Genomic DNA, 23,424 nt, shown 5'->3' on the forward strand with positions numbered 1-23,424 from the left:
GCATCGAGATTCAAAACGCCCATTTCATGCCGGCATAGACCGCGCGGCCATAGCCTGGATAGAAGGCCGCCGGATTCGACGCCCGCGCGTCGATCACCGTCGTCACATCGCTGATGTAACGCCGATCGGCGAGATTGCGCGCGTCGACATAGAAGGTCAGCCCGTAAGGCAGCTTCATGCCGGCCTGCATGCCGATCAGCACATAGCCCGGCGTCTGCAGTGTGTGCATGTAATCGACATAGGAGCCCTCCGGAACCCAGTCGATCGACGGCGCGAGATAGAGCCCGTCCGGCCGGCTATAGGCGAGCGTCGTGCGCAGCACATGGCGCGGAATTCCAGCGAGCGGATTGTTTCCGTAATTGGCGTCGCCGACGAAGCGGAAGTCGCTCCAGGTCCACACTTGCGTGAGCTTCAAGAGATCGTCCGCGCCCGGCGCCGTGATGTCTCGCCACAAATCGACGCTGCCGGCGAATTCGACGCCCTGATGCATGGTGCGCTTGGCGTTGAAGGTCGTCGCCGGCACGCCGGCGCCGGGATTGGCGTTGAACTTCAGCAATTCGTCCTGCAGCTCGGTGTGATAGAAAGTCACATCCCAGGAGAAGCGATCCCATTTGCCGCGCGAGCCGATCTCGCCGGTCCAGGCCTTTTGCGAAGCGAGCGGCGTGAAGGAGGCGCCCGGCGTCGGCGGGAAAAAGCCCTGCGTCAGATCGATGAAATCGGGAACGTCGCGGCTGCCGGTCATATCGGCGAAGAATTGAATCTCCGGCGTCGGCTGGAACATCAGCCCGACCTTGGGAACGATGCCGCGATAATTCTTTTCCGTGTGATTGGCGAGCGGCTCATAGGGAATGCCGCCGAGCACGGAATAGCGCCGATCGTCGCTGAAGATTTTCGCGCCGAACATCAGAGCGAGCTGCGGCGCGATATAGAAGCGATCCTCGAAATAGGCCTCGAGATTGAGCGCCGCCATGCGGTTGTTGCGGATCTGCGCGCTCAGCCCGGGATTGATGAAGGTTCCGCAGAAGCCGAAGCAGGAACCCGCGGCGCCGAATTGCGCGAGGCCGTTGAAGGAATAGGGCGGGAAGGAAAAAGCCGCATTGGCGAAATTCGCCGGTATCGCGCCATAGGGATTGAATTTCGCGCCATTGTAATTGGAATACCAATTATCGGTGGAGCCGCCGCCCCACACGCGCCCGCCCACGGTGAGCTCGTTTCTATGGCCGGCGATCTCGAATTTCGTCGTGAGCTTCGGAGCGAAGCCCCAGCTCTCGCCTTCCTGCTCGATGACGACGAAGATCGGATGATAGAGGTAATTGTGAACGAACCAGCTGTCGACGTCGATGCGGCCTATGTCGGTCTCGAATGTCGTCTTGTTGGAGATGCGCTGGTTGCGGACATTGCGCGCCTGATCGGCACCGAAGCCGTCCGCGCCGAAGCCGGCGATATAGGGCAGAGTCGCGAGCGTCGGATTTGTGCGCGCATTGTTCAGCGTCAGCGTGCCGGGCAATTGCTGATTGGTGTCATAGACGCCGAAATAGAAGCGCGTCTCGATATTATTGGAGAAGCGATAGCCGAGATTGCCGTTGATCTGCACATAATCGGATTGCGAATGGGTGCGGAACCCATCCGAATGCGAGAAGGTTCCGTTGACGAGGAAATCGAAGTCGCCGATGACGCGCGAGACTTGCGCCTGGCCGCGGATGGAGCCGAAGCTGCCGCCGTCGATAGCCAGAATATTGGGCGCGAGCGCCGTATGCGCGGTGGGCGAGACGAAATTGATCGCGCCCCCTAACGTCGAGGAGCCGTAGGCGAGCGCGTTGCCGCCCTTATAGACCTCGATCGAGCGGAAATATTTGGGGTCGATCTGATAGAAGTCGCCGCCGCCGTCGGCATAGTTCATCGGAATGCCATCCTGCAGCAGCTCGAAGCCGCGCAGATGGTAATCGCGCGTGAGATTGGAGCCGCGCATGGAGAGGCGCAGCTCCTGCCCATAGCGCGTGTCGACGAAGACGCCGGGCACATCCTTCAGCGCGTCGCGCAGATCGGCGATATGGCGCGTCTGCATCTGCGGCGAGGCGGCGTCCACGAAGGCGACCGAGCCGACAGTCTGCTCGACGCGGCGCTTTTGTTCCGCGACCGAGGGAACGGTGAGCGAGCCGCTCTGTCGCGACGCCGTCGTCGTGGGCGCGTCGCCGCCGATATCGATCGGCGGCAGCGCCGATTGCGCGAAGGCGGCGGGGGTGGCGAGAATAAGCGCGCTGGCGGCGACGCCGCGCGAGAGAAACCTGCGATACATGGGAAGTCTCCTGAGACGGCGTCGCGCCGTTCGAAGCGGAAAGCGGGGCGCGGCTTGGCCGCGCGGTTGTTTCGATCAGGAGAAGAGAGGCGGCGCGCGCGACGACCAGGATGTCGTCCAGCCGATCGGCGCATGTCGCGGCCGGTCGGGAGCCGCACGGATCGGCGTCGCGTGAGCGTCTGCGCCGATCTCGGCGACGATGAAGGAGCCGATGACGGCGGCTCCATCGCGGGCGCTGCATTCGCAGAGCAGGCAGCAATGGGAATGCGCGCCTCCGCCGGCGGGGGCGGGCCGATGATCCTGCGTCTCGCAATTGGGAGCGGTGACGGCGACTTCGGCTCTGGCGCTCGTCGCGAGTGCGAAAGGCGTGGCGGCGAACAGCAATTGCAGCAGCAGCGGCAGAACGGCGAGCAGTGCGACAAAGGCGCGCGCCGGGCGTGGCGTCGCTCCTCGTGCCTTCGTCATCCGCCTCGCCTGGATCATCCGCCTCTCGCGCAGCGCGAACCGGGATACGGTTCTGCTTCCATTTTCTTGGTAACTGACCAAGGCTTTTGTGGCAAGCCGAAGGGGCGGCCGGTTCCGCCTCGATCGGGAGATTCCCGAAGGTTGTGACCTTCGGGACACAGTCACGCGCGTCCGAGGCGCAATCCCGCCGCGAAGGATTCGATCGCGGCGGCGACGACATCCGGCCGATCGACCGCGACGAAATGGCGGGCCTCGCGTATCGGCGCGATCGCGGCTTTCGGCGCTTCGGCGAGCAGTCCGGCGTAGAAGGCGCAGATATCCTCCTCGGCGCGGCCTGCGAGATAGGAGTTGGTCGCCGCCAGAGCGAGCAGCGGCGTCTCGAGCCGTGCGAACTCGGGCCGCAGATCGGCCGACAACATCTCGACCACATAGGCGGCGGTCGCGGCAGGATCGCTGCGCGCGGCGCGCTCGGCGAAACGCTCCGCCTGCTGCGGATCATTCATGCGCGCGGTCAGAAAGGCGCGCAACGTCGCGAGAAAGCGCGCCGGATCGCCGGCGGCGAATTGCTCGGCGAGGCGCGTCGCGGCGGCCGCTCGCTCATCGGCTGTTGCGCTAGCGAGGGCGGGGAAGACCGGATAGCCGTCCAGCGTGACGACGCCGCCGAACCGCTCCGGCCGCAGCAGCGCCGCTCGCAGCGCGACAAAGGCGCCGAGGCTATGGCCGACGAGGATCGGTCGCTCCAGTCGGCGCTCCGCCACATAGGCGGCGATGTCGGCGGCGACGCGCGCGATCATCGGCGCCGCGATCGGCGGGCGGCCGTCGAAGCCCGGCAGCGTCAGAGCGTGGATCGAAAAACGCGGCGCGAGGCGGCGGGCGATGTCCGCGAGCGCCCAAGCTCCGCAGGCGAGGCCCGGGATCAGCAGCAGCGGATCGCCGGCGCCGCTCTCCTCTACGGTAAGAACGCCGAATTCGCGCGCGGCTCCGGCGCCGGCCGGCTCGGCCGCAGAGGCGGCGAGGAGGCTCGCGCTCGCGATCAGCGCGCGGCGGGTCAGCGGCATCAGGGGATCGGCCGGTGGTGCGGGTCGAGCGGCGTGTGGCCGCCCGCGCTGTCCACGGCGACGACGCCGTCGAAGCGCGACATGCGCTCGAGCAGGGCAGGGGAGAGCCGGCGCTCGGCCGCAGCCAGCGAGGCGGCCAGCGCTTGCGCCCGCGGCCGCGCGAGGCCGAGCTTCTCCAGCGCGGCGCTCTGCTTCAGCGCGTCGCCGGCGCAGAGCGAGATTTCCCATTTGCCGTCCTTGCGGCGCAGCAGAGCGCGGCCGCCCTGCTCGCCCTGCGCCCAATCGGCGATGGCGATGTCGCCGTCGAGGACGATCGGATCGACGGCGAGCGGCGCGTCGGGACGGTCGAAACTCTGCATGAGCAGATGTTTCACCGCCGTTTCATCCTCGGCGCTCCCCGCGGCCGCGACGCCCGCGCCCGACAGGAGGCCGAAAAGCGCAGCGCCGAGCCGGCGTCTCCCGACAGATATCATTTCGGCCCCCATCGCATTTTTCGAAAATATTGGTAAGTTACCAATATGGATTTGGCAAGAGCGACCCGGATGAAAGAGCGACCCATACGAAAAGGACGGCGCGGGCGAGCCGACGCATTGCCCAAGCGAGCAGGTTTTTGGTAGGGAGCCGCGTCGCGCCCGGAAAGAAATGCAGTGACGGCGGAAATCAGCGTCAGACAGCGAATATTGAACGCCGCGCTCGATATCGTCGAAAAGGACGGCGTCGAGGCGCTCACCCAGCCGCGCGTCGCCAAGGCCGCGGGCGTGCGGCAATCCCACCTCACTTATTATTTTCCGCGCAAGGCCGATCTCTTCGTCGCTCTTTTGCAGGCCGCCCACGACCGCGCCGAGCGCGACGAGGCCGGCGCCGCGTCGGAAGATGTGCTCGAGGCGCTGCGAAATCTGATGCTGGGCCGCGGGCGGATGCGCTTTTTTCTCGCCATTGTCCTCGGCGCGAGCGGGGAGGAGGAGCTGCGGCCCATCCTCGCCGCCCATGCGCAGGGGTTGACGCGCCGCGTCGCCGCCTATTTCGGGCGTGAGGCGGATGATCCGGCGGCCGCCGGCTTCGTCGATCGGCTGCGCGGGCTTGGGCTGCGGGCGCTGCTCGAGCCCGGCCTGGCGGAGACGGAGAGGAGCGAATTGGAGCGGCTCGCCGCCGAATTCGGCCTCCATCGCCCGAAGAATTGACGCGCCGCGTCAACGATGCGCGCGTCCGGCGCTTGACGAGCCTTGCTGCAAAATGCTCAACGTGCGCGAGCGGCGTCCGCCGGCGCCAGCCCGACCAATCAGGAGAACGATATGACGACGGAGATCGTGATCGTTTCCGCGGCGCGCACTGCTGTGGGATCGTTCAACGGAGCTTTCGGCTCGACGCCCGCCCATGAATTGGGCGCGGTCGCTGTCAAGGCCGCTATCGAGCGCGCCAAATTGGAGGCCGCCGACGTCGACGAGGTCATCCTGGGCCAGGTGCTGGGCGCCGCGCAGGGACAGAACCCGGCCCGTCAGGCCGCCATCAAGGCCGGCGTGCCGCAGGACAAGACCGCTTTCGGCGTCAATCAGGTGTGCGGCTCCGGCCTGCGCGCCGTGGCGCTCGCCGCCCAGCAGATCCAGGCTGGCGACGCGACGATCATCGTCGCCGGCGGCCAGGAGTCGATGTCGCTGTCGCAGCATTCCGCTCACATGCGCGCCGGCACCAAGATGGGTGACGTGAAATTCGTCGACACCATGATCGTCGACGGCCTCACCGACGCCTTCAACAATTACCACATGGGCATCACTGCGGAGAACGTCGCCGCCAAGTGGCAGATCAGCCGCGCCGAGCAGGACGCTTTCGCCGTCGCCTCGCAGAACAAGGCCGAGGCCGCGCAGAAGGCTGGCAAGTTCAAGGACGAGATCGTCCCCTTCACCGTCTCCACCCGCAAGGGCGACGTGATCGTCGATCAGGACGAATACATCAAGCATGGCGTGACGCTCGAGGGCGTCGCCAAGCTGAAGCCGGCCTTCATCAAGGAGGGCACGGTGACGGCGGCCAACGCCTCCGGCCTCAATGACGGCGCGGCGGCGCTGGTCATCATGACGGCGGCCGAGGCGGCCAAGCGCGGCCTCACGCCGCTCGCCCGCATCGCCTCCTGGGCGACCGCCGGCGTCGATCCGACGATCATGGGCTCCGGGCCGATCCCGGCCTCGCGCAAGGCGCTGGAGAAAGCCGGCTGGAAAATCTCCGACCTCGATCTCATCGAGGCCAATGAGGCTTTCGCCGCGCAGGCTCTCGCCGTGAACAAGGATCTCGGCTGGGATCCCGCCATCGTCAACGTCAATGGCGGCGCCATCGCCATCGGCCATCCGATCGGCGCCTCTGGCGCGCGCGTGCTGACGACGCTGCTCTACGAGCTCGGCCGTCGCGGCGGCAAGCGCGGCCTCGCCACGCTCTGCATCGGCGGCGGAATGGGCATCGCTCTGACGATCGAGCGCTAAATATCAGGGCCGCGAGCCTTCGAGGCTCGCGGCCAATTTTTTGAAAATTCGATGAAGGAGGAACGAGGTGGGCAGAACAGCGGTTGTGACGGGCGGCACGCGCGGCATCGGCGAGGCGATCTCCAAGGCGTTGAAGGCGGCCGGCTATAATGTCGCCGCGACCTACGCCGGCAACGACGAGGCCGCCAACAAGTTCAAGGCCGAGACCGGCATTCCGGTCTATAAGTTCGACGTGTCGGACTATGACGCCAGCGCCGCCGCCATCGCGCAGATCGAGAAGGATCTGGGCGGGGTAGAGATTCTCGTCAACAACGCCGGCATCACCAAGGATCGCCTGTTCCACAAGATGGAGCTCGCGCAGTGGCAGGCGGTGATCAACACCAATCTCAACTCGCTGTTCAACGTCACCCGTCCGGTCATCAACGGCATGCGTGACCGCGGCTTCGGCCGCATCATCGTCATCTCGTCGATCAACGGCCAGAAGGGCCAGGCCGGCCAGACGAATTATTCCGCCTCCAAGGCCGGCGACATCGGCTTCGTCAAGGCGCTGGCGCAGGAGAGCGCCTCCAAGGGCGTCACCGTCAACGCCATCGCGCCCGGCTATATCGCCACGGAGATGGTGAAGGCGGTTCCGCAGGACGTGCTCGACAAGCACATCATTCCCTATATCGCGGTCGGCCGCCTCGGCGAGCCGGAGGAGATCGCGCGCGCGGTCGTGTTCCTCGCCTCGGACGACGCCAGCTTCATCACCGGCTCGACGCTGACGATCAACGGCGGTCAGTATCTGACCTGACCTTTCCGAACGCGTTTCGGGCGACGCCCCGCGCGGAGAAATATCCGAGCGGGGCGTCGCCCAAATTCGACGCCCCGCTTTATCGGTTGGTCGACTCGGCCTTCGAGAGGCTTCTCACTCTCCCTCGGTCCGCTCGTCCGCGAGCGGCAGGGTGAAGCTCAGTGTCGCGCCGCCGCCGGGGTTCTGCTCCGCCCAGAGCTTCCCATAGTGCGCCTCCACGATCGCGCGAGAGACGGGCAGGCCGACGCCGAGCCCATGCGCCTTGGTGGTGATGAAGGGCTCGAACAGCACATTCGCGACCTCCTCCGACAGTCCTGCGCCGGTGTCGACGATGTCGGTGCGGATCATGCCGCCCGCGACGAGACGGGTCGAGATCACGAGCTCGCGTTTCTCCGCGCCGTGCATCGCCTCTATGGCGTTGCGCTTCAGATTGACCAGCACCTGACGAATCTGAATTCGGTCGACGATGACGTTGTCGTCGGGCGCCTCGAGATCGAGCGTGGTCGTCACCTTGACATTGCTGCGCGCCATATCGGTGAAGGCGCAGGCGTCCTGGATGATGTCGTGTAGTCGTTGCAGCGTCTTGTCGGGCTCGGCGCGGGTGACGAAGCCGCGCAAATGGCTGATGATCTGCGCCGCGCGCGTCACCTGCGCGACGGCGCTGTCGAGGATCGTCTCTATGTCGGTCGTCGCCACTGGGCCGCGTCGTAGCACGCGGCGCGCGGCGCTGAGATAGGTGGAGATGGCCGAGAGCGGTTGATTGATCTCATGGGCGACGCTCGCCGCCATTTGCGCCATCAGATCGAGACGGTCGGCGCGCAGCTTGCGCATCTGCGCCTCCGCCCGGTGACGGTCGGTGAGATCGCGCAGGAACAGCACGAACAGCCGTTCGCCGTCATGCGCGGCTTCGCTGATGGAGAGCTCGAGAGGAAAGACCGAGCCGTCCTTGCGGCAGCCGAGGCGTTCAGGATCGGATGCGGCGAGCGCCGCCTCGTCGGCGGGGATCTGGTCGAGACGTGCGTCGCGAAACGGCTCCGGGAATAGAATGTCGATCGGCTGGCCGATCGCTTCCTCCGCCTTATGGCCGAAGAGCCGCGTCGCTGCGGAATTCAGGGAAAGAATGACGCCCTTTTCGTCGATGATGACGATCGCGTCGACCGCGCCTTCGACGATCGCGCGCAGGCGCGCATCGCTGGCCCGGCGCTCCTGCTCGGCCCGCGATCTCTCGCTGAGATCGCTGATCATGACGGCGTAGCCGTAGAGATTGTCGGCGTCGTCGCGCAGCGCGGCGATCAACTCCTCCGCCGGAAAGATCGAGCCGTCCCGCCGTCGGCGCATGTCCTGGCGCTTGACGACGCCCCCCTCCGCGAGGGAGCCCGGCAGCGCTTCGTCATGCGCGTCGGCGGGATGGAGGGTCGACAGCCGGAGGCCCAGAATCTCGTCGCGGCTCCAGCCGGTGACGCGCTCGGCCGCCTCGCTCCAGCCGATGATCCGTCCCTGCGGGTCCAGCGTGAAAATCGCAGACGCAGGCGCGGCCTCGGTGAACAGGCGAAACTGCTCCTCGCTCCGCCGCAGCGCCTTGCGCGCGCGTTCATAGTCGAGGCTCTTGATCGTCTCCCAGCGGCCGCCGCGGCGGATCAGCGCGAATTCATGGCGAGCGATCACCTCGACGATCTCGGCGGCGCCGATCAGCCGCAACGAATAAGAGCAGAGTGTCAACATGCGGCGGGAGCCATGTAACGCTCCGAGCCCGTTCTCATAGGCCATGAAGAGCGGCCAGTCCGAGGCGTCGAACTCCAAGGCGTTGCCGCAAGCCCTCAACCCGTCGAAACCGTCGTGCAGGGCCGCGTCATGGGCCGCCCGCAAATCGTCGACCAGTTGATCGCTGTCCACTTTTCCGGTGCGAAAATACCAATCGTCGCTGCTCACGATGTCGATGCGGCGGCGGGCGAGATCGGACTCGAGATCGGGCACCAGCGAGGACAGACGCGCCTTTGCGACGGCCACAGTCAAAGGCGGCGAGGCGATCCACAGGCAGCGCTCATTGCCGGCGAGGCCCGCCGCGAAATAGGGAGCGACAATGTCGAGAAGATCGTCGACATCCTCATAGAACTGGCAGAAATGCGTGCCCCATGGCATTTCTCCAGCGCCTTCGATGCCGGAAGGACGTAACAGCCGCTCGCTCCGCGACCGAAGAGTCACGAATTCCGTCGCGGTCTTAGCCTGCATTTATTCATTCCAGTATAGACCGCCGCCGTCTCTGGTCCGCAGGGCGCGAGCCCGCTCGCCTTCGATCCGCCAATCGGATGGGACCAAATGCGAGCATTGCCAAAATGGGACAATGCTTCGCCGTCGCCTGTGCCGGATCAAGAACCGCGCCAGCTGCGTTTCGTTCCGAAACGCAGCTGTCTCGTTTTCAATGGCCGGCGGCGCTGCGGGCGACGACGACCTCATGCGCCTGCCGACCGACCATCTCGGTGAGATGATCGAAGGACGCCTCGAAAAATCCGGCGCCCGAGCTGGCCGAGCGCAGCTCGACGATGAGATCGCCCATCTCGGCCTCCGGAATGAGCGCGTCGAGCTCGTCCCAACCGTCCCATTCTGGGCGCGGTCCAAAGCCCAATATCTGCCCGCGTCGCGCCGAGACGATGCCGGTGGCGCGGGAGACCGCCTCGCTCGGCGCGAAAATCGACACGGCGAGCATGGGCTCGAGCAGCACCGGCTCGGCCTTGCCCAGCGCCTCGGCCATGCCGATGCGCGCCGCCGTGCGGAACGCCATGTCGGAGGAATCGACGCTGTGATAGGAGCCGTCGACGAGGACGGCCTCCACATCGACGACGGGAAAGCCGAGCGGCCCGCGCGTCAGCGCGTCCCGGCAGCCGGCTTCGACCGAGGAAAAGTATTGTTTTGGCACAGTCCCGCCATGGACGCGCTCGGCGAAAGCGAAGCCTTCGCCATGCGGGCGCGGCGCCACCTCCAACACCACATCGCCGAACTGGCCGTGGCCGCCCGACTGCTTCTTGTGGCGTCCACGCACGCTCACCGCATGGCGAATCGTCTCCTTATAGCCGATGGCGGGCGCATGGGTGGAGACGGTCACGCCATAGCGCGACGCGAGGCGCTCCAGCGCGACGCGAATATGCATCTCGCCCTGGCCGAGCAGCTTCATTTCGCCGAGCGCCTGGTCATGGACGAAGACGAGCGAAGGGTCTTCGTCGATGAGCTTGGCGAGAGCGGCGGCGAGACGCATCTCGTCCTTGCGGTCGCCGACGGAGAGCGCCAGCGCATAGACCGGGTGCGGCGCCGTGATCGCAGCCGGAGCGTCGGGCGCGCCGGCGCGCGTGTCCTGCAGCGCGTCGCCGGCGACGACGCCGTCGAGCCGACCGAAAGCGACGGTCTCGCCCGCTTCCGCTTTCGCCTGGCGCATCGTCGTGGCGCCGAGCAGCGACGACACGCCGCTGATTTTCTCTTCGGCGCCCGACGAGCCTGCGACCGTCTGCCCATCGGAGAAGGAGCCGCGCAGCACGCGCGCGAGCGACAGCTTGCCGCCGTGCGACGTATGGACCGAGCGGAACACATGCGCGAGGGCGGGCCCGGTCTCGGCGATTCCGAGCCGGGCCCGTGTCGCAGCGACGCTCGGCGCCTCATGGCGCAGCGCCTTGAGCAGGCGCGTCACGCCGGCGCCGCGCTCCGCCGCGCCGATGAAGACGGGCGCGACATGGCCGAAGCGCAGCTCCTTGGCGAGATCGTCGAAAATCTGGTCGCGCGGCGGCTCTATGTCGGTGAGCAGCTCCTCCATCAGCGTGTCGTCGTAATCGGCGAGCCGCTCCAGCATGGAGAAGCGCGCCTCTTTCTCCGACACGGTTGCGCCGGCGGGCATGTCGACAACCGCAGAGGGTGCGTGCTCGCGATAGACATAGGCGCGCTCCAGCGCGAGATCGATGAAGCCGACCGCAATGCCATTGTTCCAAATCGGGATTTGCCGCAACAACAGCGGCGTGCGCGAGACGGTCTGCAACAGCGCGAGAGAGTCGCGCAGATTTCCTGCAGCGGCGTCGATCTTGTTCAGGAACAGGAAGTGCGGAACGCGCGCCTCCTCCACTGCGCGCATGACGAGCTGCAGTGCCGGCAGCTTGCGCGGATCGGCCTCGGCGACGACGATCGCCGCATCGGCGACGGCGAGGACGCGGCGCTGCTCATGCGCGAATTCGACCGAGCCGGGACAATCGACGAAAGTGTAGCGGTCGCCGAGATAATCGACGCGGCCGATGTTGCATTCGACGCTCATCGCATGGGCGCGCGCTTCCGGCGAGGCGTCGCCGACGGTGGCGCCGTCACGCACGAAGCCTTGCCGCTGCACCGCGCCGCAGCGCGCGAGCAGACTCTCGAATAGGCTCGTTTTGCCGCTCTGAAAGGGGCCGACAAGCGCGATCAGTCGCGCGCCTTCGGCTCTCGCCGCGCCGGACGTTCTCGTTTCACTCATGTCCTGCTCCCGTTGTCCGGCGCCGGCGAGTGGAAACCTGGTCGGCTCCGTCGATGATGATGCTCCCACCACATGGGTCGGCGCGCAAGCGGCGAAAAGCGCTGCGGCGCCGCAGAGGCGCGCACAACGGAAGCTAGGTGGCGCGATGAGGGCCGGCGCCGCTCCATTCGATCCAGCGGCCGTGGAAATCGGCGCGCCCCAGCGCAAAGCTCTCGCCGCCGGGCCAGAGCGTCAGCGTGAGCGCGGCCGAGCGTGTGTCGCCATCGGCCTCCATTTGCAGCCGCGCGAGCGGCGTCTCGGGCGTCGCCGCCGCGCCTGCGGCCTCGAGCGTGGCCATCGCATTGCGCTTCGTCTCGGGCGGCAGATATTGCCAGACGACCGTGTGATAGACGAAGCGCGCGAGGCTCCCAGCGGGCGGCGCCGACAGCCGCGTCGCGAGCCAGTCGCCGGCGTCGGCGCGCTCGACCCGCTCGCGACGCGCGGCCGCGAGGACGAGCGCCTGCTCCATGCGGGCGAGACGCTCCATCTGATCGGGCCAGACATAGGCGAGCAGCCGCGCGCGATGTTCGGCGTCGCTCGGATCGAGCGGATCGATATCGCAACCCGCGCGGGAGACGATCCGCAATGCGGTCTCGAGCGAGGGCGCCGCGCCGCGCCAATCGCAGGCGAGGCGAAGCTCCGCCGCAGGCGCGCCGAAAGCGCCGACGCGAAGATCATAGGCGTAGCGATCGAAATTGAGATTGAGGCCGGCGCTGGCGCCGATCTCCAATGTCTCCAAAGGCAGGCCCGTCGCCGCGGCGACGATCAGCGCGCCGCCGAGAATGACGCTGGAGCGTCCCGCCTCATTGGTCTGCGGCGGACGATCGAGAAAGCCCGCGAGGAAAACGTCGTGTTCGTCGATCGCGCGTTCGATCTCGCGGGCGAGCGCCGCTGCGTCGAACGCATTGGGTGGATAGGCGGCGGCGAGGGCGGGCGCCTTTCCCGATCGGGCGAGAAAATGCAGCGCGCCGGCCGCGCGCAGCGCCAGGGCATCGGCTTTGGCGCGCGCGCCCCAGGACGAAATCCGGCGGCCGAAGGCGCTGTTCTCGTCGAGGCTCTGCGCGAGAGCCTCGCAGACGGCGGCGGCGAAGGGCGAGGCGAGATCGCGGCAGGCTTTCGCCTGGAAAGCGAGGGCTTTCGCGATCTCCTCCGGCAGCTGGGGGATGGAATGCGTCATCGCTCTTGGCCTCCTCGCGCAAAACTTCGAATGCGGCCGCATCGAATCTCGGCCATGCGAAAATTCGACGGCGAGAAATTTGTCGCCGCTGTAGTCAATTCTGAGATAGCTTCGCTCGGGTCGGATTCCGAGCGATCGGCGCCGCACGAGGAGATCGAGAATGACGCGTGATTTTCATCGTAGACAATTTTTGGGCGTCGCCGCGACGAGCGCCGCATTGGTCTCCGGCGCTGCGCGCGCGGAGGAGCGCGCGCAGGAGAAAGCCGCCGCGACAAAAAGCGCCGCGATCATACACCAGCCGAAACCGCTGACCTTCGATCCGAAAAGCATCGGCGGATTGTCCGAAAAAATCCTCGTCTCGCATTACGAGAACAATTATGTCGGGGCCGTCAAGCGGCTGAACGCCATTCTAGAGCAGCTCGCGAGCCTCGACTTCGACAAAGCCTCTGGATTTCAAATCAACGGGCTGAAGCGCGAAGAGCTGATCGCCAGAAATTCGATGATTCTGCATGAGCTCTATTTCGCCGGCCTCGGCGCGCCGAACAAGCCAGGCGCCGCGCTCGCTGGCGCGATCGGGCGGGATTTCGGTTCTTTCGATCGCTGGCGTGCGGAATTCGTCGGCATTGGGAAGGCGCTCGGAGGCGGCTCCGGCTGGGTGCTGCTCGCTTACGACAAGCATGGCGAGCGGCTCGTCAATTCATCGGCGAGCGATCACACTCAGAACATAGCGGGCGCCGCCCCGATACTCGCGCTCGACATGTTCGAGCACGCCTATCACTTGGATTTCGGCGCGAAGGCAGGCGATTACATCAAGACCGTCATGTCGACGATCGATTGGTCCAACGCCGACCGGCTCTTCGAGAAATATAGCAAGGTCTGAACGCGGCGCCGGCGGTTCGAGCTGGCCGCCGGCCCGGCCGGCTTCCACTCCCGGCCGAACCGCGTTACTAAGGCTCCCTCTCGAACAAGGAGCCTTCATGCGGCCGAGCAAACGCGCGCCAGACGAAATGCGTCCCGTCAGCTTCGAACGGGGCGTCGCCCGCTACGCCGAGGGCTCGTGCCTCGTCAAATTCGGCAATACGCATGTCCTATGCGCCGCGACGCTCGAGGACAAGCCGCCGCCGTGGCTGCGCGGGCAGGGGCGCGGCTGGGTGACGGCCGAATACGCCATGCTGCCGCGCGCCACTCATACGCGCACGCGCCGCGAGTCGAGCTCCGGCAAGCCGTCCGGCCGCACGCAGGAGATTCAGCGCCTCATCGGCCGCTCGCTGCGCGCCGTCACCAATCTGCCGGCGCTCGGCGAACGTCAGGTCGTCGTCGACTGCGACGTGATCCAGGCCGATGGCGGCACGCGCACGGCGGCGATCTCCGGCGCCTGGCTGGCGCTGCACGATTGCTTCCAGTGGATGCGCTCGCGCTCCATCATCAAGGACAATCCGCTGCGCGACCATGTCGCCGCCGTCTCTTGCGGCATGTGCAATGGCGATGCGGTCATCGATCTCGACTATAATGAGGATTCGACCGCCGAGACCGACGCCAATTTCGTCATCACCGGCTCGGGCGGCCTCGTCGAGGTGCAGGCGACGGCGGAAGTCGCCGTCTTCTCCGAGGATAATCTCGGGGCCATGCTGGCGCTCGCGCGCTCGGGCGTCGACAGGCTCGTGCAATTGCAGAAGGCGGCGCTGGCGTGACGCGCAGGATCGAGGGTCGTCTCGTCATCGCGACGCATAATCCCGGCAAGCTGTGGGAGCTGCGCCAGCTGCTCGAGCCGCATGGCGTCGACGCCGTCTCGGCCGGCGACCTCGGCGTTGTGGAGCCGGAGGAGACGGAGACGACCTTCTCCGGCAATGCGCTCTTGAAGGCGCGCGCCTCTTGCGCGGCGACGGGGCTGCCTGCCTTCGCCGACGATTCCGGGCTCTGCGTCGATGCGCTGGACGGCGCGCCGGGCGTCTATTCGGCGCGCTGGGGTGGCGAGAACCGCGATTTCGCCGCGGCGATCCGCCGTGTCGAGCGCGAGCTGAAAGAGCGCGGCGCGACGGGGCCGTTCACGGCGCATTTCATCTGCGCTCTGGCGATCGTCTGGCCGGACGGCCATATCGAAGAATTCGAGGGCCGCGTCGACGGCGTGCTGGTGTTTCCGCCGCGCGGCGAGAAGGGCTTCGGCTATGATCCGATCTTCCTGCCGGATGGGTTGGATCGCACTTTCGGCGAGATGATGTCGGCGGAAAAGCACGCTATGCCGGGCGACGGCTCGCGCGCTCTATCGCATAGGGCGCGGGCGTTTCAGGCGCTGGCGCAAGCGTGTCTGCGGTAAGCGGCGAAGTCCGTCACCGCACCAAAATCTCCACCCGCCTATTTTCTGCCCGGCTGGCGGGATCGTCGCCCGCGACGAGCGGCTGCTCATCGCCGAGGCCGGCGCTGGTCAGCTTCTCGCGCGCGACGCCGATGCGGCGAAGATAGTCGACGACCGTGCGGGCGCGGCGCTGCGACAATGCGCGCTTGTCTTCCAGCGCGTCCGCGTGGCCGCGAATCTCGAGGACTGCGTCGGGACAGCGCTTCATCGATCCGGCGAGGCGCGCGAGAAATTTCTCCGCCCCGGAGCCGAGCGCGACGCTCTTCGCTGAAAAGCGGATTTTTTCGGAGGCGGCGAGGGCGATGAGCGTCACGCGGCAGGACGTTTCCTCGGCCTCGGTCGCCGGCGGCGGCGCGCCGGGCCCTTCCGGCGCGGGCAGGGTCGGATCCTTGGGCGTGTTCCAGACGAGGGCGGCAGGGGCGGGCGGCTCCGCGGCGGCCGGCGCCGGACGCTCGGCCGAGCGGCCTTCGGCGATCTTCTCCTTGCGGCCCTTTTTCACGGCGGGCGGTGGCGCCTCGGCGCGGGGCCGCGCGGCGAGGGCGGCGATGCGCTCCTGTTCGCGCTGCGTCCAAGCGGCCTCGGCGGCGCGATGGGCGGCCTGCTCGGCGGAGGCGGCGGCCAAGGCCTCCTCGCGTTGCGCGGCGGCCGGCGGCGACAGAGAGTCGACGCGCCACACGATTCGCACGCCGGCGGCGCTCGCCAGCCGCTCCGCCAGCGCCCCATGGCCGAGCGCGTCGGCCGGCAGGAAGACGTCGCGGCCGCTCACCTCGAAATTCAAAGGGTCGCCGCCCTCGCGCTGGACCAGCGAGCCGAGACGATGCTCGAGCGCATCCTCGAGGCTCTTGGCCGCTTCGCTATTGGCGACGACGGCGATGAGCGCGATCGCGCCCGCGCCGATCCGCCATCCGAGATGGTCGCGCGAAATCGGCCCGGCCCACAGGACGACGGCGCCGACGCCGGCCAGAAAGGCCGCATAGAGCGCGAAAACGCCCTCGAGATAGAGCGCGAAGCGGCCGAGCGCGGCTTTGCCGAGAATGGCGACGAGACACAGCGCCAGCGCGAGGAAGAAATCTCCCTCACGCAGAAGGGCGGGGTCGTCGCCGTCCCGGCGGAGACTGCCGAAGCCGCAAAGGGCGCCGACGAGAAAGGCCACGGCGAGCCAGAGGCCGTAAAAGGCGAGAAAATAGGTCATGTCCGGCGGATGATCTCGAGCGGGACACGACCCCGCGAAGCGGCAATTAACGCCGTTTCGTCGGCTTTCAATGCGGCGATGAGAAACCATGCCGGCGGCGAAGCTCGAGACGGCTTTTCCGCAGCGTGACCTTCTCAAAGAGAAGTGGCATAAAGCCCCCATGGCTGCGACGATTCGAAACGCGTTCGACCCGGGCTTCGGCGTCTATGTACACTGGCCGTTCTGCCTGTCGAAGTGCCCCTATTGCGACTTCAACAGCCACGTCCGCAAGGGCGAGGTCGACGAAGATCGCTTCGTTGACGCCTTTCGCACGGAAATCGCCCATCGCGCCGCGCTTGCGCCGGGACGCGAGGTGCGCTCAGTGTTCTTCGGCGGCGGCACACCCTCGCTGATGCTTCCGTCCACGCTGGAGGCGATCCTCCGGGCGATCGCCGATCATTGGCCCATGGCCGCCGATGTCGAGGTCACGCTCGAGGCCAATCCCACCAGCGTCGAGGCCTCGCGCTTCCGCAGCTTCAAGGCGGCCGGCGTCAATCGCGCCTCGCTCGGCGTGCAGGCGCTCAACGACATAGAATTGCGCGCGCTCGGCCGCCAGCATTCGGTGGCGGAGGCGCTCGCCGCGCTCGATGTCGCCAATAAGATTTTCGAGCGCACCTCATTCGATCTCATCTACGCCCGTCCGCAGCAGACGCCGGCGGCCTGGCGCAAGGAGCTGGAGCTGGCGCTGGGGCGCGTGACGGAGCATGTCTCGCTCTATCAGCTCACCATAGAGCCCGAGACGATGTTCGAGCGCATGGTCGACGCCGGCAAGCTCGATCTGCCCGATGTCGATACGCAGCGCGCGTTGTGGGACGTGACGCAAGAGGTTACGGCCCGCGCCGGCCTGCCGGCCTATGAGGTCTCCAACCACGCGCGGCCCGGCTCGGAATGCCGGCATAATCTCGTCTATTGGCGCTATGGCGAATATGCCGGCGTCGGCCCCGGCGCGCATGGGCGGCTCATCACGCCGCGCGGCCGCCGCGCCCAGGCGACCGAGAAGCATCCGGAAATGTGGCTCACCTGCGTCGAGACGGAGGGACATGGCCTCGTCGAGGACGATCTGCTCTCCGCGGAGCAGGAGGGCGACGAGTTCCTTCTGATGGGCCTGCGCCTGCGCGAGGGCATAGACCCGGCGCGCTTTTTCGCCCTCACCGGCAAGAAGCTGTCGCAGTCGCGCGTCGCCGAGCTCATCGGCGATGGGCTGGTCGAGCTGACGCGCGACAATCGCCTGCGCGTGAGCTCGGAAGGATTTCCCGTGCTCGATGCTGTGGTGGCCGATCTCGCCGCCTGACCGGCCGCCGCTTCAGTAGAGCTTCACCAGCAGACTGCCGCCGAAGCTGCGCGGCTGATTGGTGAAGGCCATCGTCGCCGGCGTCGTCGCGGAGCCGGGCGACCAGCCGTTATTGTTGTTGGCGGCGTTGGTGTTGGTGGAGGTCGTCGAATTGGTGACCTCGCGGCGATCCAGCAGATTTTTCACCCAGAACGAAATGCTCCAGCGCTCGTCGTCGCTGCGCAGCCCGACGCCCGCGTTGAGCAGGGTGAAGGGCGCTTGCCAATAAGTATTGGTCGCGACCGGGCTGGTGAAGAGGATCTTGTCCGACCAGCTCGCATTGACATAGCCGAAAGCGGTGACCGGCTGTTTGCCCCATTCGCCCAATTCGGCGAAGGCGGCGCCGAGCGGATGCTCGTAATTCGCGCCTATGTTGAAAGCCCAGATCGGCAGATTCTCCCAGCGCGTGTTCGAGCGGGAGATGGTGAGCGGCGGCCTCACACCGTTGATATTGGTCGTCCAAATCCAGTCTGCCGGCGGCGCCGCGTCGGGATAGCTCACGTAGCGCGCTTCGGTGAAGGCGCCGGAGGCGTTGATCCACAGTCGCTCGATCGGATTCCAGCGCCCGTTGAATTCGACGCCCTTCAGCCGCACATGGGGGACGGAGCCGAGATAGGTCGAGCGGATGGGCGAGCCGGTCGCGTCGACGTAATCCGTGTCGGTCTGATTGGCTTGGAAATTATAGAGATCGTTCCAGTAGAAATTGATATTGGCGATGAGCTTGCCGTCGAACCAATTGGTCTTGGCGCCCAGCTCATAGTCCCAGGAGACTTCGCGCTTCGTCAGTATCGGCTGAAACCCCTTGAAGGCGTTGGTCGAGTCGTAGATCGGAACGGCGAAATTGACGGCGGACGCCTTCTCGCCGCGCCCGACGAGTCCATAGACCAATATATTGTCGTTGTAGCGATAGGACGGATTGAAGATTCCGGTCAGCAGATTCGCGCCTTTCGACGTTCCACCCGTATCGAAGAATTGCTGCGTCGAGCTCGCTCCGCGCACGGCGTTGGCCAATTGCTGCAAGGTGAAATTGCCGCTGAGATAGCCGGGCTGTATCCAGCCGAAATTCGATCCGCCCTTCACCTCATAGCCGTTGCGCAGACCAAATGTCAGCGCGAACTGCTCGTCGACATGATAGGTCGCCTGGCCATAGGCCGCTCCGTTGAGCGTCAGCGCCTTGCCGTTGGTGTGGTAGTCGACGCCCCAGAGGAGCCCCTTGTCGGTCGTCGGCGTCCCGAACCATCGCGCGGCGTCCGAGCCATATTCCGTTTCGCTGTAGTTGAAGATTTTCTCATAGAGGCCGAAGAGTCCGACGCTCCATTCGAGCGGCTGATCCTTGGGCGAGGAGAGGCGAAACTCCTGCGAAAATTGATCGGTCCATTGATTGGTGTGGCTGTCGCTGATGTCGATCTCCTGATTGCCCGTATTATTGTAGGGCAAAAGTCGGAACTCGCCCCAGGCGGAAATCGAGGTGAACGTGTTCTCGCCGATCTGCCAGTTCAACTCGTTGGAGGCGGTGATCGTGCGCGAGCTCAGCGTGCCGAGATGGGTGTAATAGGGGCGATAGGGATCGAAGGTGATCACCGTGCGGCCGAGCCGTCTGAACAGCGTCGAGGAATAGGTCGACGCCACTGTGCCATTGGCGAAAATCTGCAGCGAGTTGGAGAAGGGGCCGTTATTGTTATTGTTGTATTCGGCGGAGCGCGTGTAGCTGAAAATGAGCCGGTCGGTCACATTGTCGCCGACGTAATATAATTGCCCGCGCGCGCCCCAGCGATTGGCGTTGGAAATGCCCGCGCCCGTCACTTGGTCTTTCACGAAGCCATTGTCTTTGTCGTAGAAGAAGGTGACGCGATAGGCGAGCGCCTCGTCGATGATCGGCCCCGTCACATTCAGCTTCTCGATGAGATGCGTGTGATTGCCGAATGAGGTTTCGAATGTCGCCTTACGCTCGAAGCTGGGGAGCTGCGTGCGCACGATGATGTTGCCGACGGCGGTGTTCTTGCCGCCGGCGGTTCCCTGAGGTCCGAGGCCGAGCTCGAAATTCTCGATCTCGACGAAATCCGACCATTGGAAGCCGACCGCTTTCCAGAACACATTGTCGACGATGAAGCCGGTGTCGTTCTCCGAGCCATTGCCCGTGCCGGCGCCCTGGCCCACGCCGCGAATGGCCGGGCGCGACGTCTGTGGATTGCCGACATTGGGTCGATAGTTCGGGACGAGCTGCGAGAAATCCGACAGGCGCTCCAAATGCTCGACCTGCGCCTTCTGGCCGGTGACCAGATCGCCGGAGCGCGGCGTCTTGACGAGAACCTTCTCCTCCTGGCGCGTGAGGCCGGCGTCATTGACCTCGGCGCCGACTTTCACATCGGCGATCTGCGCATTCTCCTGGGCGAGCGCGGCCTCCTCGGAGGCGGAAGCTGCGAGAAACAGAGCCAGAACGATTTTCGAAACCTCGCCAGATCGGCTCGACCCACGATGCAGGAGATCCATGATTGCGCCTCTAACATACTATTAATATGTAAATGTATCGCGCAGCTCCGCAGGGGCTGGCGATTTTCCCTAATATAATTCCCCTAATAGCGCAGGCTTGGCAATCAGAAATCGAGCTGTGGAATATACTTATGTGAAAGCGCCAGGCGGCCAGGGCAGCTCGCCCTCGCCGCGATGGAGCGCCTCCGCGCGCGGTGTGAAGGCGCCGTCCGCCTCGTGCAGCACGAGCGGCGGGAGCAGCGACAGCGGCCCCTTGGAGCCTTTGACGCCGCGCAGCAGAATGCGCGTCGCCGCTTCGCCCGCATGGGCCGCCACGGGCAATAGGCCGATTGCGCCGAGGCGCCCGCCGATGCAGGCGAGGCACTCCTGCAAGGCGTCGGCGCGATGGATCATCACAAAGACCCCGCCGGGGCGCAGCAGGGCGAGACTGGCGCGCAGCCAAGGCTCGAGTCCGCCGGCGCTCACATGAGCGAGGGCGCGACGCGGATCGGGCGAGACGCGTGTGCGCGTGGGCGAAAGATAGGGCGGGTTGGTGAGAAGAACCTCGGCGCTCTCGTTCTCGAGCCCGCTCGTCCGGCGCGCCTCGATGGAGAGGAGATCGGCCTCGTGGACGCGGGCGCGCGCCGCGAGGCCGTTCTCCGCGATATTCTCGCGGGCCAGCGCGCAAGTCTCCGAATCGATCTCGACGAGGCCGAGCGTGGCGGCGGGCGCGCGCAACGCCGCGGCGAGGCCGACGGCTCCGGTTCCCGCGCCGATGTCGAGGATGAGCCCGCGCGTCTGCGCCGGCGTCGCCGCCGCGAGAAGAACGGCGTCGGTTCCGGCCCGGTGGCCGCGCGGCATTTGGCGCAGACGCAAGCGTCCGCCGAGAAAGGCGGCGGCCTCCGACCGTTTCTCCTTTGTGTTCGGGGGAACGTTCATGCGCGGGAAACGTTCATCGCACTGAAAAAATGTCACAGCTTCTCACGTCGTGCAAGCTCTCGCATCGAGCGCGAGTTCTCGCATCGAGCAATCAGCTTCCGCTCTTTTGGAAACGGCCTGAAACGGATCGGGTCACGCGACCGTAGCTCGGTCGCGTGGTCGTCGAGGAGGAAATGCGATGAAATCGATGAACGCCATGATCCGTATTCTCGCCGCAGGGGCGATCTTGTCGGCCTTTGCCGAAATCGGCGCGCCGGCGCCGGCGCTCGCGCAATCGGGCGCTTTCTGCGACCAGCTCTGGCGGGAACGCAACGCCATCTATGCGCGCGCCGGGCATTGCTTCAGGACCACGCGCGGGCGCTCGGTTTTCGGCGGGGGCTGCTTTCCGCCCTATGGCCAGCTGGGCGGCGCCGAAGCCCGACGGGTTCGGCAGCTCCAGTCCTTGGAGCGCCGGAACGGATGCTGAATTCTCACGCAGAACAGCGTCGGATCGGCCAGGGGAGGGCTCGCCGGGGCGCGCGCTCCCCTGGCTTGCCGCGCGCGCTCCGAAGCCTTAAGTTCGCCCCAGCATTCCAAGACAAGCCAAAGGGGTCTACGTGGGCATCGTCATACCGCTGGAGGAAAAGGAAAAGAAGTCCGCCGGCCTCGATAATCTGCTTTCGCTGATCGGCCCCGATCTACAGCGCGTCAACCAGCTGATCCTGCAGCGCACGGGCTCTGACGTGACGACGATCCCCGAGGTCGCCAACCACCTCATCTCGGCGGGCGGCAAGCGCCTTCGCCCGATGCTCGTGCTCGCCACCGCCGGAATGTGCGGCTATCAGGGCGACGGCCACATCAAATTCGCCGCCGGCATCGAATTCATGCACACCGCCACTCTGCTGCACGACGATGTGGTGGACGAGAGCGACATGCGCCGCGGCAAGATCGCCGCGCGCATGCTGTGGGGCAATGAGACCTGCGTGCTGGTCGGCGATTTTCTGCTCGGCCACGCCTTCAAGATGATGGTCGAGCCCGGCGTGCTCTCCTGCCTCTCCGTCGTCTCGACAGCGGCCGCCGTCATCGCCGAGGGCGAGATTCTCCAGCTCAACGCCGCCAAGGACACGCAGACGACCGAAGACGCCTATATGGCCGTCATCCGCTCCAAGACGGCGGAGCTGTTCGCCGCTGCGGCCGAGGTTGGCCCCATGCTCGCCGGCCGCTCCAAGGCGGACGAGGCCGCCTGCCGCAGCTATGGCATGAATCTCGGCGTCGCCTTCCAGCTTATCGACGACGCGCTCGATTATGGTGGACAATCGTCCAAGCTCGGCAAGAATGTCGGCGATGATTTCCGCGAGGGCAAGATCACGCTGCCCGTCGTGCTCGCCTTCCGTCGCGGCAGCGAGACGGAGCGCGAGTTCTGGCGGCGCACGCTGGAGAAGGGCGAGATAAACGACGGCGACGTCGAGGCCGCCTGCGCGCTGATGAAGAAGCACGAGGCGATCAAGGACACGGTCGAGCGCGCGAGCCATTATGGCGCCATCGCGCGCGACGCGCTGGAGATTTTCCCCGCTTCGCCGTGGAAGTCGGCGCTGCTCGAGGTCGTCGATTTCTGCGTCGAGCGCGCTTACTGACGCGAAAACGCCCCGCAGGCGTCGAGCCGGCGGGGCGTGAGGACTTACGGTTTCTAAAAGCGTCAGTCGTGCTCGGGACCGTCATGCGGGCCGCCGAACTCATGCCCGTGATGCGGGCCCTTGGCGATCGTATGCAGCAGCACGGCGAAGCGGCGCTTCTGCGCATCGTCGAGGCTGTCGAAGAGCGGCTTGGCGGCCTCGGCGAGCTTCTCCGTCTCGGCGGCTTTCGCGGCGAGCGCCTTCGAGCGCAGCTGCAGGCCTTCGATCACGCTGCGATGCTCGTGGATTTCCTTGATCTTGTCCTTGGCCTCGGCGAAGCGCGCGGCGCGCGCCTTGGCGATGTCGCGCAGCGAGGTCTCGACCGCCGGCCAGTTCTTCTCCTGGGCGGGGGTGAGCTTCAAACCGGCCTTCAGCGCGGCGATCTTGGCGTCGGTGAAGGCGGCGTGATCCTCCGCCGAGAATTGGTGATGATGATGCTCGCCGGGAGCCGGCTCAGCAAAGACTCCGGCCGAGAGCGGAAGGGTGAGAGCGACCGCGGCGGCGGCGGCGAGGAGATGTTTCTTCATGAGCGTTCACCTGGGGGGAATGGGTGGACTTGACGCTCTCAGAATTCGTTCGCGAGCGCCGAAAAGCAACTTAATGTTTGGTAATGTCCCGCTTCAGAAATCTTTCGTTTACATAAGCTTTTACGTATCCGGCCGGATAGTGGG

Annotated in this window: 20 protein-coding genes; 9 read left to right on the forward strand and 11 right to left on the reverse strand. The window is 65.9% G+C overall.

The genetic code is table 11. The features are described from left to right. Positions 1–10 precede the first annotated feature (10 nt). From IY145_RS16560 to IY145_RS16575, 4 genes are all read right to left on the reverse strand, one after another. The gene (locus IY145_RS16560; protein ID WP_196409220.1) at positions 11–2,296 is read right to left on the reverse strand and encodes a TonB-dependent receptor domain-containing protein; all 2,286 of its coding nucleotides are present in this window, start codon (positions 2,294–2,296) and stop codon (positions 11–13) included. Between the two features lie 75 nt (positions 2,297–2,371). Next, complete coding sequence (locus tag IY145_RS16565; RefSeq protein WP_196409221.1) at positions 2,372–2,761, reverse strand: hypothetical protein; 390 nt, start codon at positions 2,759–2,761, stop codon at positions 2,372–2,374. 161 nt (positions 2,762–2,922) lie between these two features. Continuing rightward, positions 2,923–3,819, reverse strand: coding sequence for an alpha/beta fold hydrolase (locus IY145_RS16570; protein ID WP_196409222.1), 897 nt, complete (start codon positions 3,817–3,819; stop codon positions 2,923–2,925). After that, entirely contained in the window at positions 3,819–4,292 is a 474-nt protein-coding gene (locus IY145_RS16575) for a copper uptake system-associated protein (protein ID WP_246722071.1), read from the reverse strand. Before IY145_RS16575 ends, IY145_RS16570 begins: the two co-directional genes overlap by 1 nt. A gap of 174 nt (positions 4,293–4,466) precedes the next feature. On the opposite strand from IY145_RS16575, the gene IY145_RS16580 reads away from it, so the two are divergent. The 3 genes from IY145_RS16580 to phbB all read left to right on the forward strand — a co-directional run bounded on the left by IY145_RS16580 (position 4,467) and on the right by phbB (position 7,080). After that, on the forward strand, positions 4,467–5,000 hold the full coding sequence (locus IY145_RS16580; RefSeq protein ID WP_196409224.1) for a TetR family transcriptional regulator: 534 nt from the start codon (positions 4,467–4,469) through the stop codon (positions 4,998–5,000). Positions 5,001–5,111: 111 nt separating this feature from the next. Beyond that, positions 5,112–6,287: an acetyl-CoA C-acetyltransferase gene (locus tag IY145_RS16585; RefSeq protein ID WP_196409225.1), complete on the forward strand. Its 1,176-nt coding sequence runs from the start codon at positions 5,112–5,114 to the stop codon at positions 6,285–6,287. 67 nt (positions 6,288–6,354) lie between these two features. Beyond that, positions 6,355–7,080, forward strand: coding sequence for an acetoacetyl-CoA reductase (gene phbB / locus IY145_RS16590; RefSeq protein ID WP_196409226.1), 726 nt, complete (start codon positions 6,355–6,357; stop codon positions 7,078–7,080). Between the two features lie 114 nt (positions 7,081–7,194). On the opposite strand, the gene IY145_RS16595 is transcribed toward phbB, so the two are convergent. From IY145_RS16595 to IY145_RS16605, 3 genes are all read right to left on the reverse strand, one after another. Beyond that, a complete protein-coding gene (locus IY145_RS16595) occupies positions 7,195–9,309 on the reverse strand; it encodes a PAS domain S-box protein (protein ID WP_246722072.1) in 2,115 nt (704 codons plus the stop codon). Positions 9,310–9,496: 187 nt separating this feature from the next. Then, positions 9,497–11,563, reverse strand: coding sequence for an elongation factor G (locus tag IY145_RS16600; protein WP_196409227.1), 2,067 nt, complete (start codon positions 11,561–11,563; stop codon positions 9,497–9,499). A 133-nt stretch (positions 11,564–11,696) separates the two neighbouring features. Continuing rightward, on the reverse strand, positions 11,697–12,779 hold the full coding sequence (locus IY145_RS16605) for a DUF2332 domain-containing protein (protein WP_196409228.1): 1,083 nt from the start codon (positions 12,777–12,779) through the stop codon (positions 11,697–11,699). A 160-nt stretch (positions 12,780–12,939) separates the two neighbouring features. Here IY145_RS16605 and IY145_RS16610 point away from each other — a divergent pair, with 160 nt between their 5' ends. The 3 genes from IY145_RS16610 to rdgB all read left to right on the forward strand — a co-directional run bounded on the left by IY145_RS16610 (position 12,940) and on the right by rdgB (position 15,093). Then, entirely contained in the window at positions 12,940–13,659 is a 720-nt protein-coding gene (locus IY145_RS16610) for a Fe-Mn family superoxide dismutase (protein WP_196409229.1), read from the forward strand. Between the two features lie 97 nt (positions 13,660–13,756). Beyond that, the gene (rph, locus tag IY145_RS16615) at positions 13,757–14,470 is read left to right on the forward strand and encodes a ribonuclease PH (RefSeq protein ID WP_196409230.1); all 714 of its coding nucleotides are present in this window, start codon (positions 13,757–13,759) and stop codon (positions 14,468–14,470) included. Beyond that, positions 14,467–15,093: an RdgB/HAM1 family non-canonical purine NTP pyrophosphatase gene (gene rdgB, locus IY145_RS16620; protein ID WP_196409231.1), complete on the forward strand. Its 627-nt coding sequence runs from the start codon at positions 14,467–14,469 to the stop codon at positions 15,091–15,093. Before rph ends, rdgB begins: the two co-directional genes overlap by 4 nt. A 13-nt stretch (positions 15,094–15,106) precedes the next feature. Here the strand turns inward: rdgB and IY145_RS16625 are convergent, their stop codons facing one another. After that, positions 15,107–16,324 (reverse strand): OmpA family protein, encoded by a 1,218-nt coding sequence (locus IY145_RS16625; RefSeq protein WP_196409232.1) that lies wholly within the window; start codon positions 16,322–16,324, stop codon positions 15,107–15,109. Positions 16,325–16,484: 160 nt separating this feature from the next. On the opposite strand from IY145_RS16625, the gene hemW reads away from it, so the two are divergent. Then, a complete protein-coding gene (gene hemW, locus IY145_RS16630; RefSeq protein ID WP_196410585.1) occupies positions 16,485–17,654 on the forward strand; it encodes a radical SAM family heme chaperone HemW in 1,170 nt (389 codons plus the stop codon). Between the two features lie 12 nt (positions 17,655–17,666). On the opposite strand, the gene IY145_RS16635 is transcribed toward hemW, so the two are convergent. Both IY145_RS16635 and IY145_RS16640 read right to left on the reverse strand, forming a co-directional pair. After that, entirely contained in the window at positions 17,667–20,183 is a 2,517-nt protein-coding gene (locus IY145_RS16635; RefSeq protein ID WP_196409233.1) for a TonB-dependent receptor, read from the reverse strand. A gap of 129 nt (positions 20,184–20,312) precedes the next feature. Next, a complete protein-coding gene (locus tag IY145_RS16640) occupies positions 20,313–21,101 on the reverse strand; it encodes a tRNA1(Val) (adenine(37)-N6)-methyltransferase (RefSeq protein ID WP_196409234.1) in 789 nt (262 codons plus the stop codon). Between the two features lie 178 nt (positions 21,102–21,279). On the opposite strand from IY145_RS16640, the gene IY145_RS16645 reads away from it, so the two are divergent. Further along, positions 21,280–21,567, forward strand: a complete 288-nt coding sequence (locus IY145_RS16645) for a YARHG domain-containing protein (protein WP_196409235.1) — start codon at positions 21,280–21,282, stop codon at positions 21,565–21,567. A 136-nt stretch (positions 21,568–21,703) separates the two neighbouring features. Then, positions 21,704–22,714, forward strand: a complete 1,011-nt coding sequence (locus tag IY145_RS16650) for a polyprenyl synthetase family protein (RefSeq protein WP_409455327.1) — start codon at positions 21,704–21,706, stop codon at positions 22,712–22,714. 62 nt (positions 22,715–22,776) lie between these two features. On the opposite strand, the gene IY145_RS16655 is transcribed toward IY145_RS16650, so the two are convergent. After that, positions 22,777–23,280: a Spy/CpxP family protein refolding chaperone gene (locus IY145_RS16655; protein ID WP_196409237.1), complete on the reverse strand. Its 504-nt coding sequence runs from the start codon at positions 23,278–23,280 to the stop codon at positions 22,777–22,779. Positions 23,281–23,424: the final 144 nt, after the last annotated feature.

It is taken from the genome of Methylosinus sp. H3A (assembly GCF_015709455.1).
Lineage (GTDB): Bacteria > Pseudomonadota > Alphaproteobacteria > Rhizobiales > Beijerinckiaceae > Methylosinus.

Bases quoted from the DNA above. Each gene is read 5' to 3' on its own strand.
- rph (WP_196409230.1), top strand. From the start codon at position 13,757: ATGCGGCCGAGCAAACGCGCGCCAGACGAAATGCGTCCCGTCAGCTTC.
- IY145_RS16655 (WP_196409237.1), bottom strand. From the start codon at position 23,280: ATGAAGAAACATCTCCTCGCCGCCGCCGCCGCGGTCGCTCTCACCCTT.
- IY145_RS16645 (WP_196409235.1), top strand. From the start codon at position 21,280: ATGAAATCGATGAACGCCATGATCCGTATTCTCGCCGCAGGGGCGATC.
- IY145_RS16570 (WP_196409222.1), bottom strand. From the start codon at position 3,819: ATGCCGCTGACCCGCCGCGCGCTGATCGCGAGCGCGAGCCTCCTCGCC.
- IY145_RS16605 (WP_196409228.1), bottom strand. From the start codon at position 12,779: ATGACGCATTCCATCCCCCAGCTGCCGGAGGAGATCGCGAAAGCCCTC.
- IY145_RS16595 (WP_246722072.1), bottom strand. From the start codon at position 9,309: ATGCAGGCTAAGACCGCGACGGAATTCGTGACTCTTCGGTCGCGGAGC.
- IY145_RS16560 (WP_196409220.1), bottom strand. From the start codon at position 2,296: ATGTATCGCAGGTTTCTCTCGCGCGGCGTCGCCGCCAGCGCGCTTATT.
- IY145_RS16635 (WP_196409233.1), bottom strand. From the start codon at position 20,183: ATGGATCTCCTGCATCGTGGGTCGAGCCGATCTGGCGAGGTTTCGAAA.
- IY145_RS16640 (WP_196409234.1), bottom strand. From the start codon at position 21,101: ATGAACGTTCCCCCGAACACAAAGGAGAAACGGTCGGAGGCCGCCGCC.
- IY145_RS16585 (WP_196409225.1), top strand. From the start codon at position 5,112: ATGACGACGGAGATCGTGATCGTTTCCGCGGCGCGCACTGCTGTGGGA.
- IY145_RS16565 (WP_196409221.1), bottom strand. From the start codon at position 2,761: ATGACGAAGGCACGAGGAGCGACGCCACGCCCGGCGCGCGCCTTTGTC.
- IY145_RS16600 (WP_196409227.1), bottom strand. From the start codon at position 11,563: ATGAGTGAAACGAGAACGTCCGGCGCGGCGAGAGCCGAAGGCGCGCGA.
- hemW (WP_196410585.1), top strand. From the start codon at position 16,485: ATGGCTGCGACGATTCGAAACGCGTTCGACCCGGGCTTCGGCGTCTAT.
- IY145_RS16575 (WP_246722071.1), bottom strand. From the start codon at position 4,292: ATGATATCTGTCGGGAGACGCCGGCTCGGCGCTGCGCTTTTCGGCCTC.
- IY145_RS16610 (WP_196409229.1), top strand. From the start codon at position 12,940: ATGACGCGTGATTTTCATCGTAGACAATTTTTGGGCGTCGCCGCGACG.
- IY145_RS16625 (WP_196409232.1), bottom strand. From the start codon at position 16,324: ATGACCTATTTTCTCGCCTTTTACGGCCTCTGGCTCGCCGTGGCCTTT.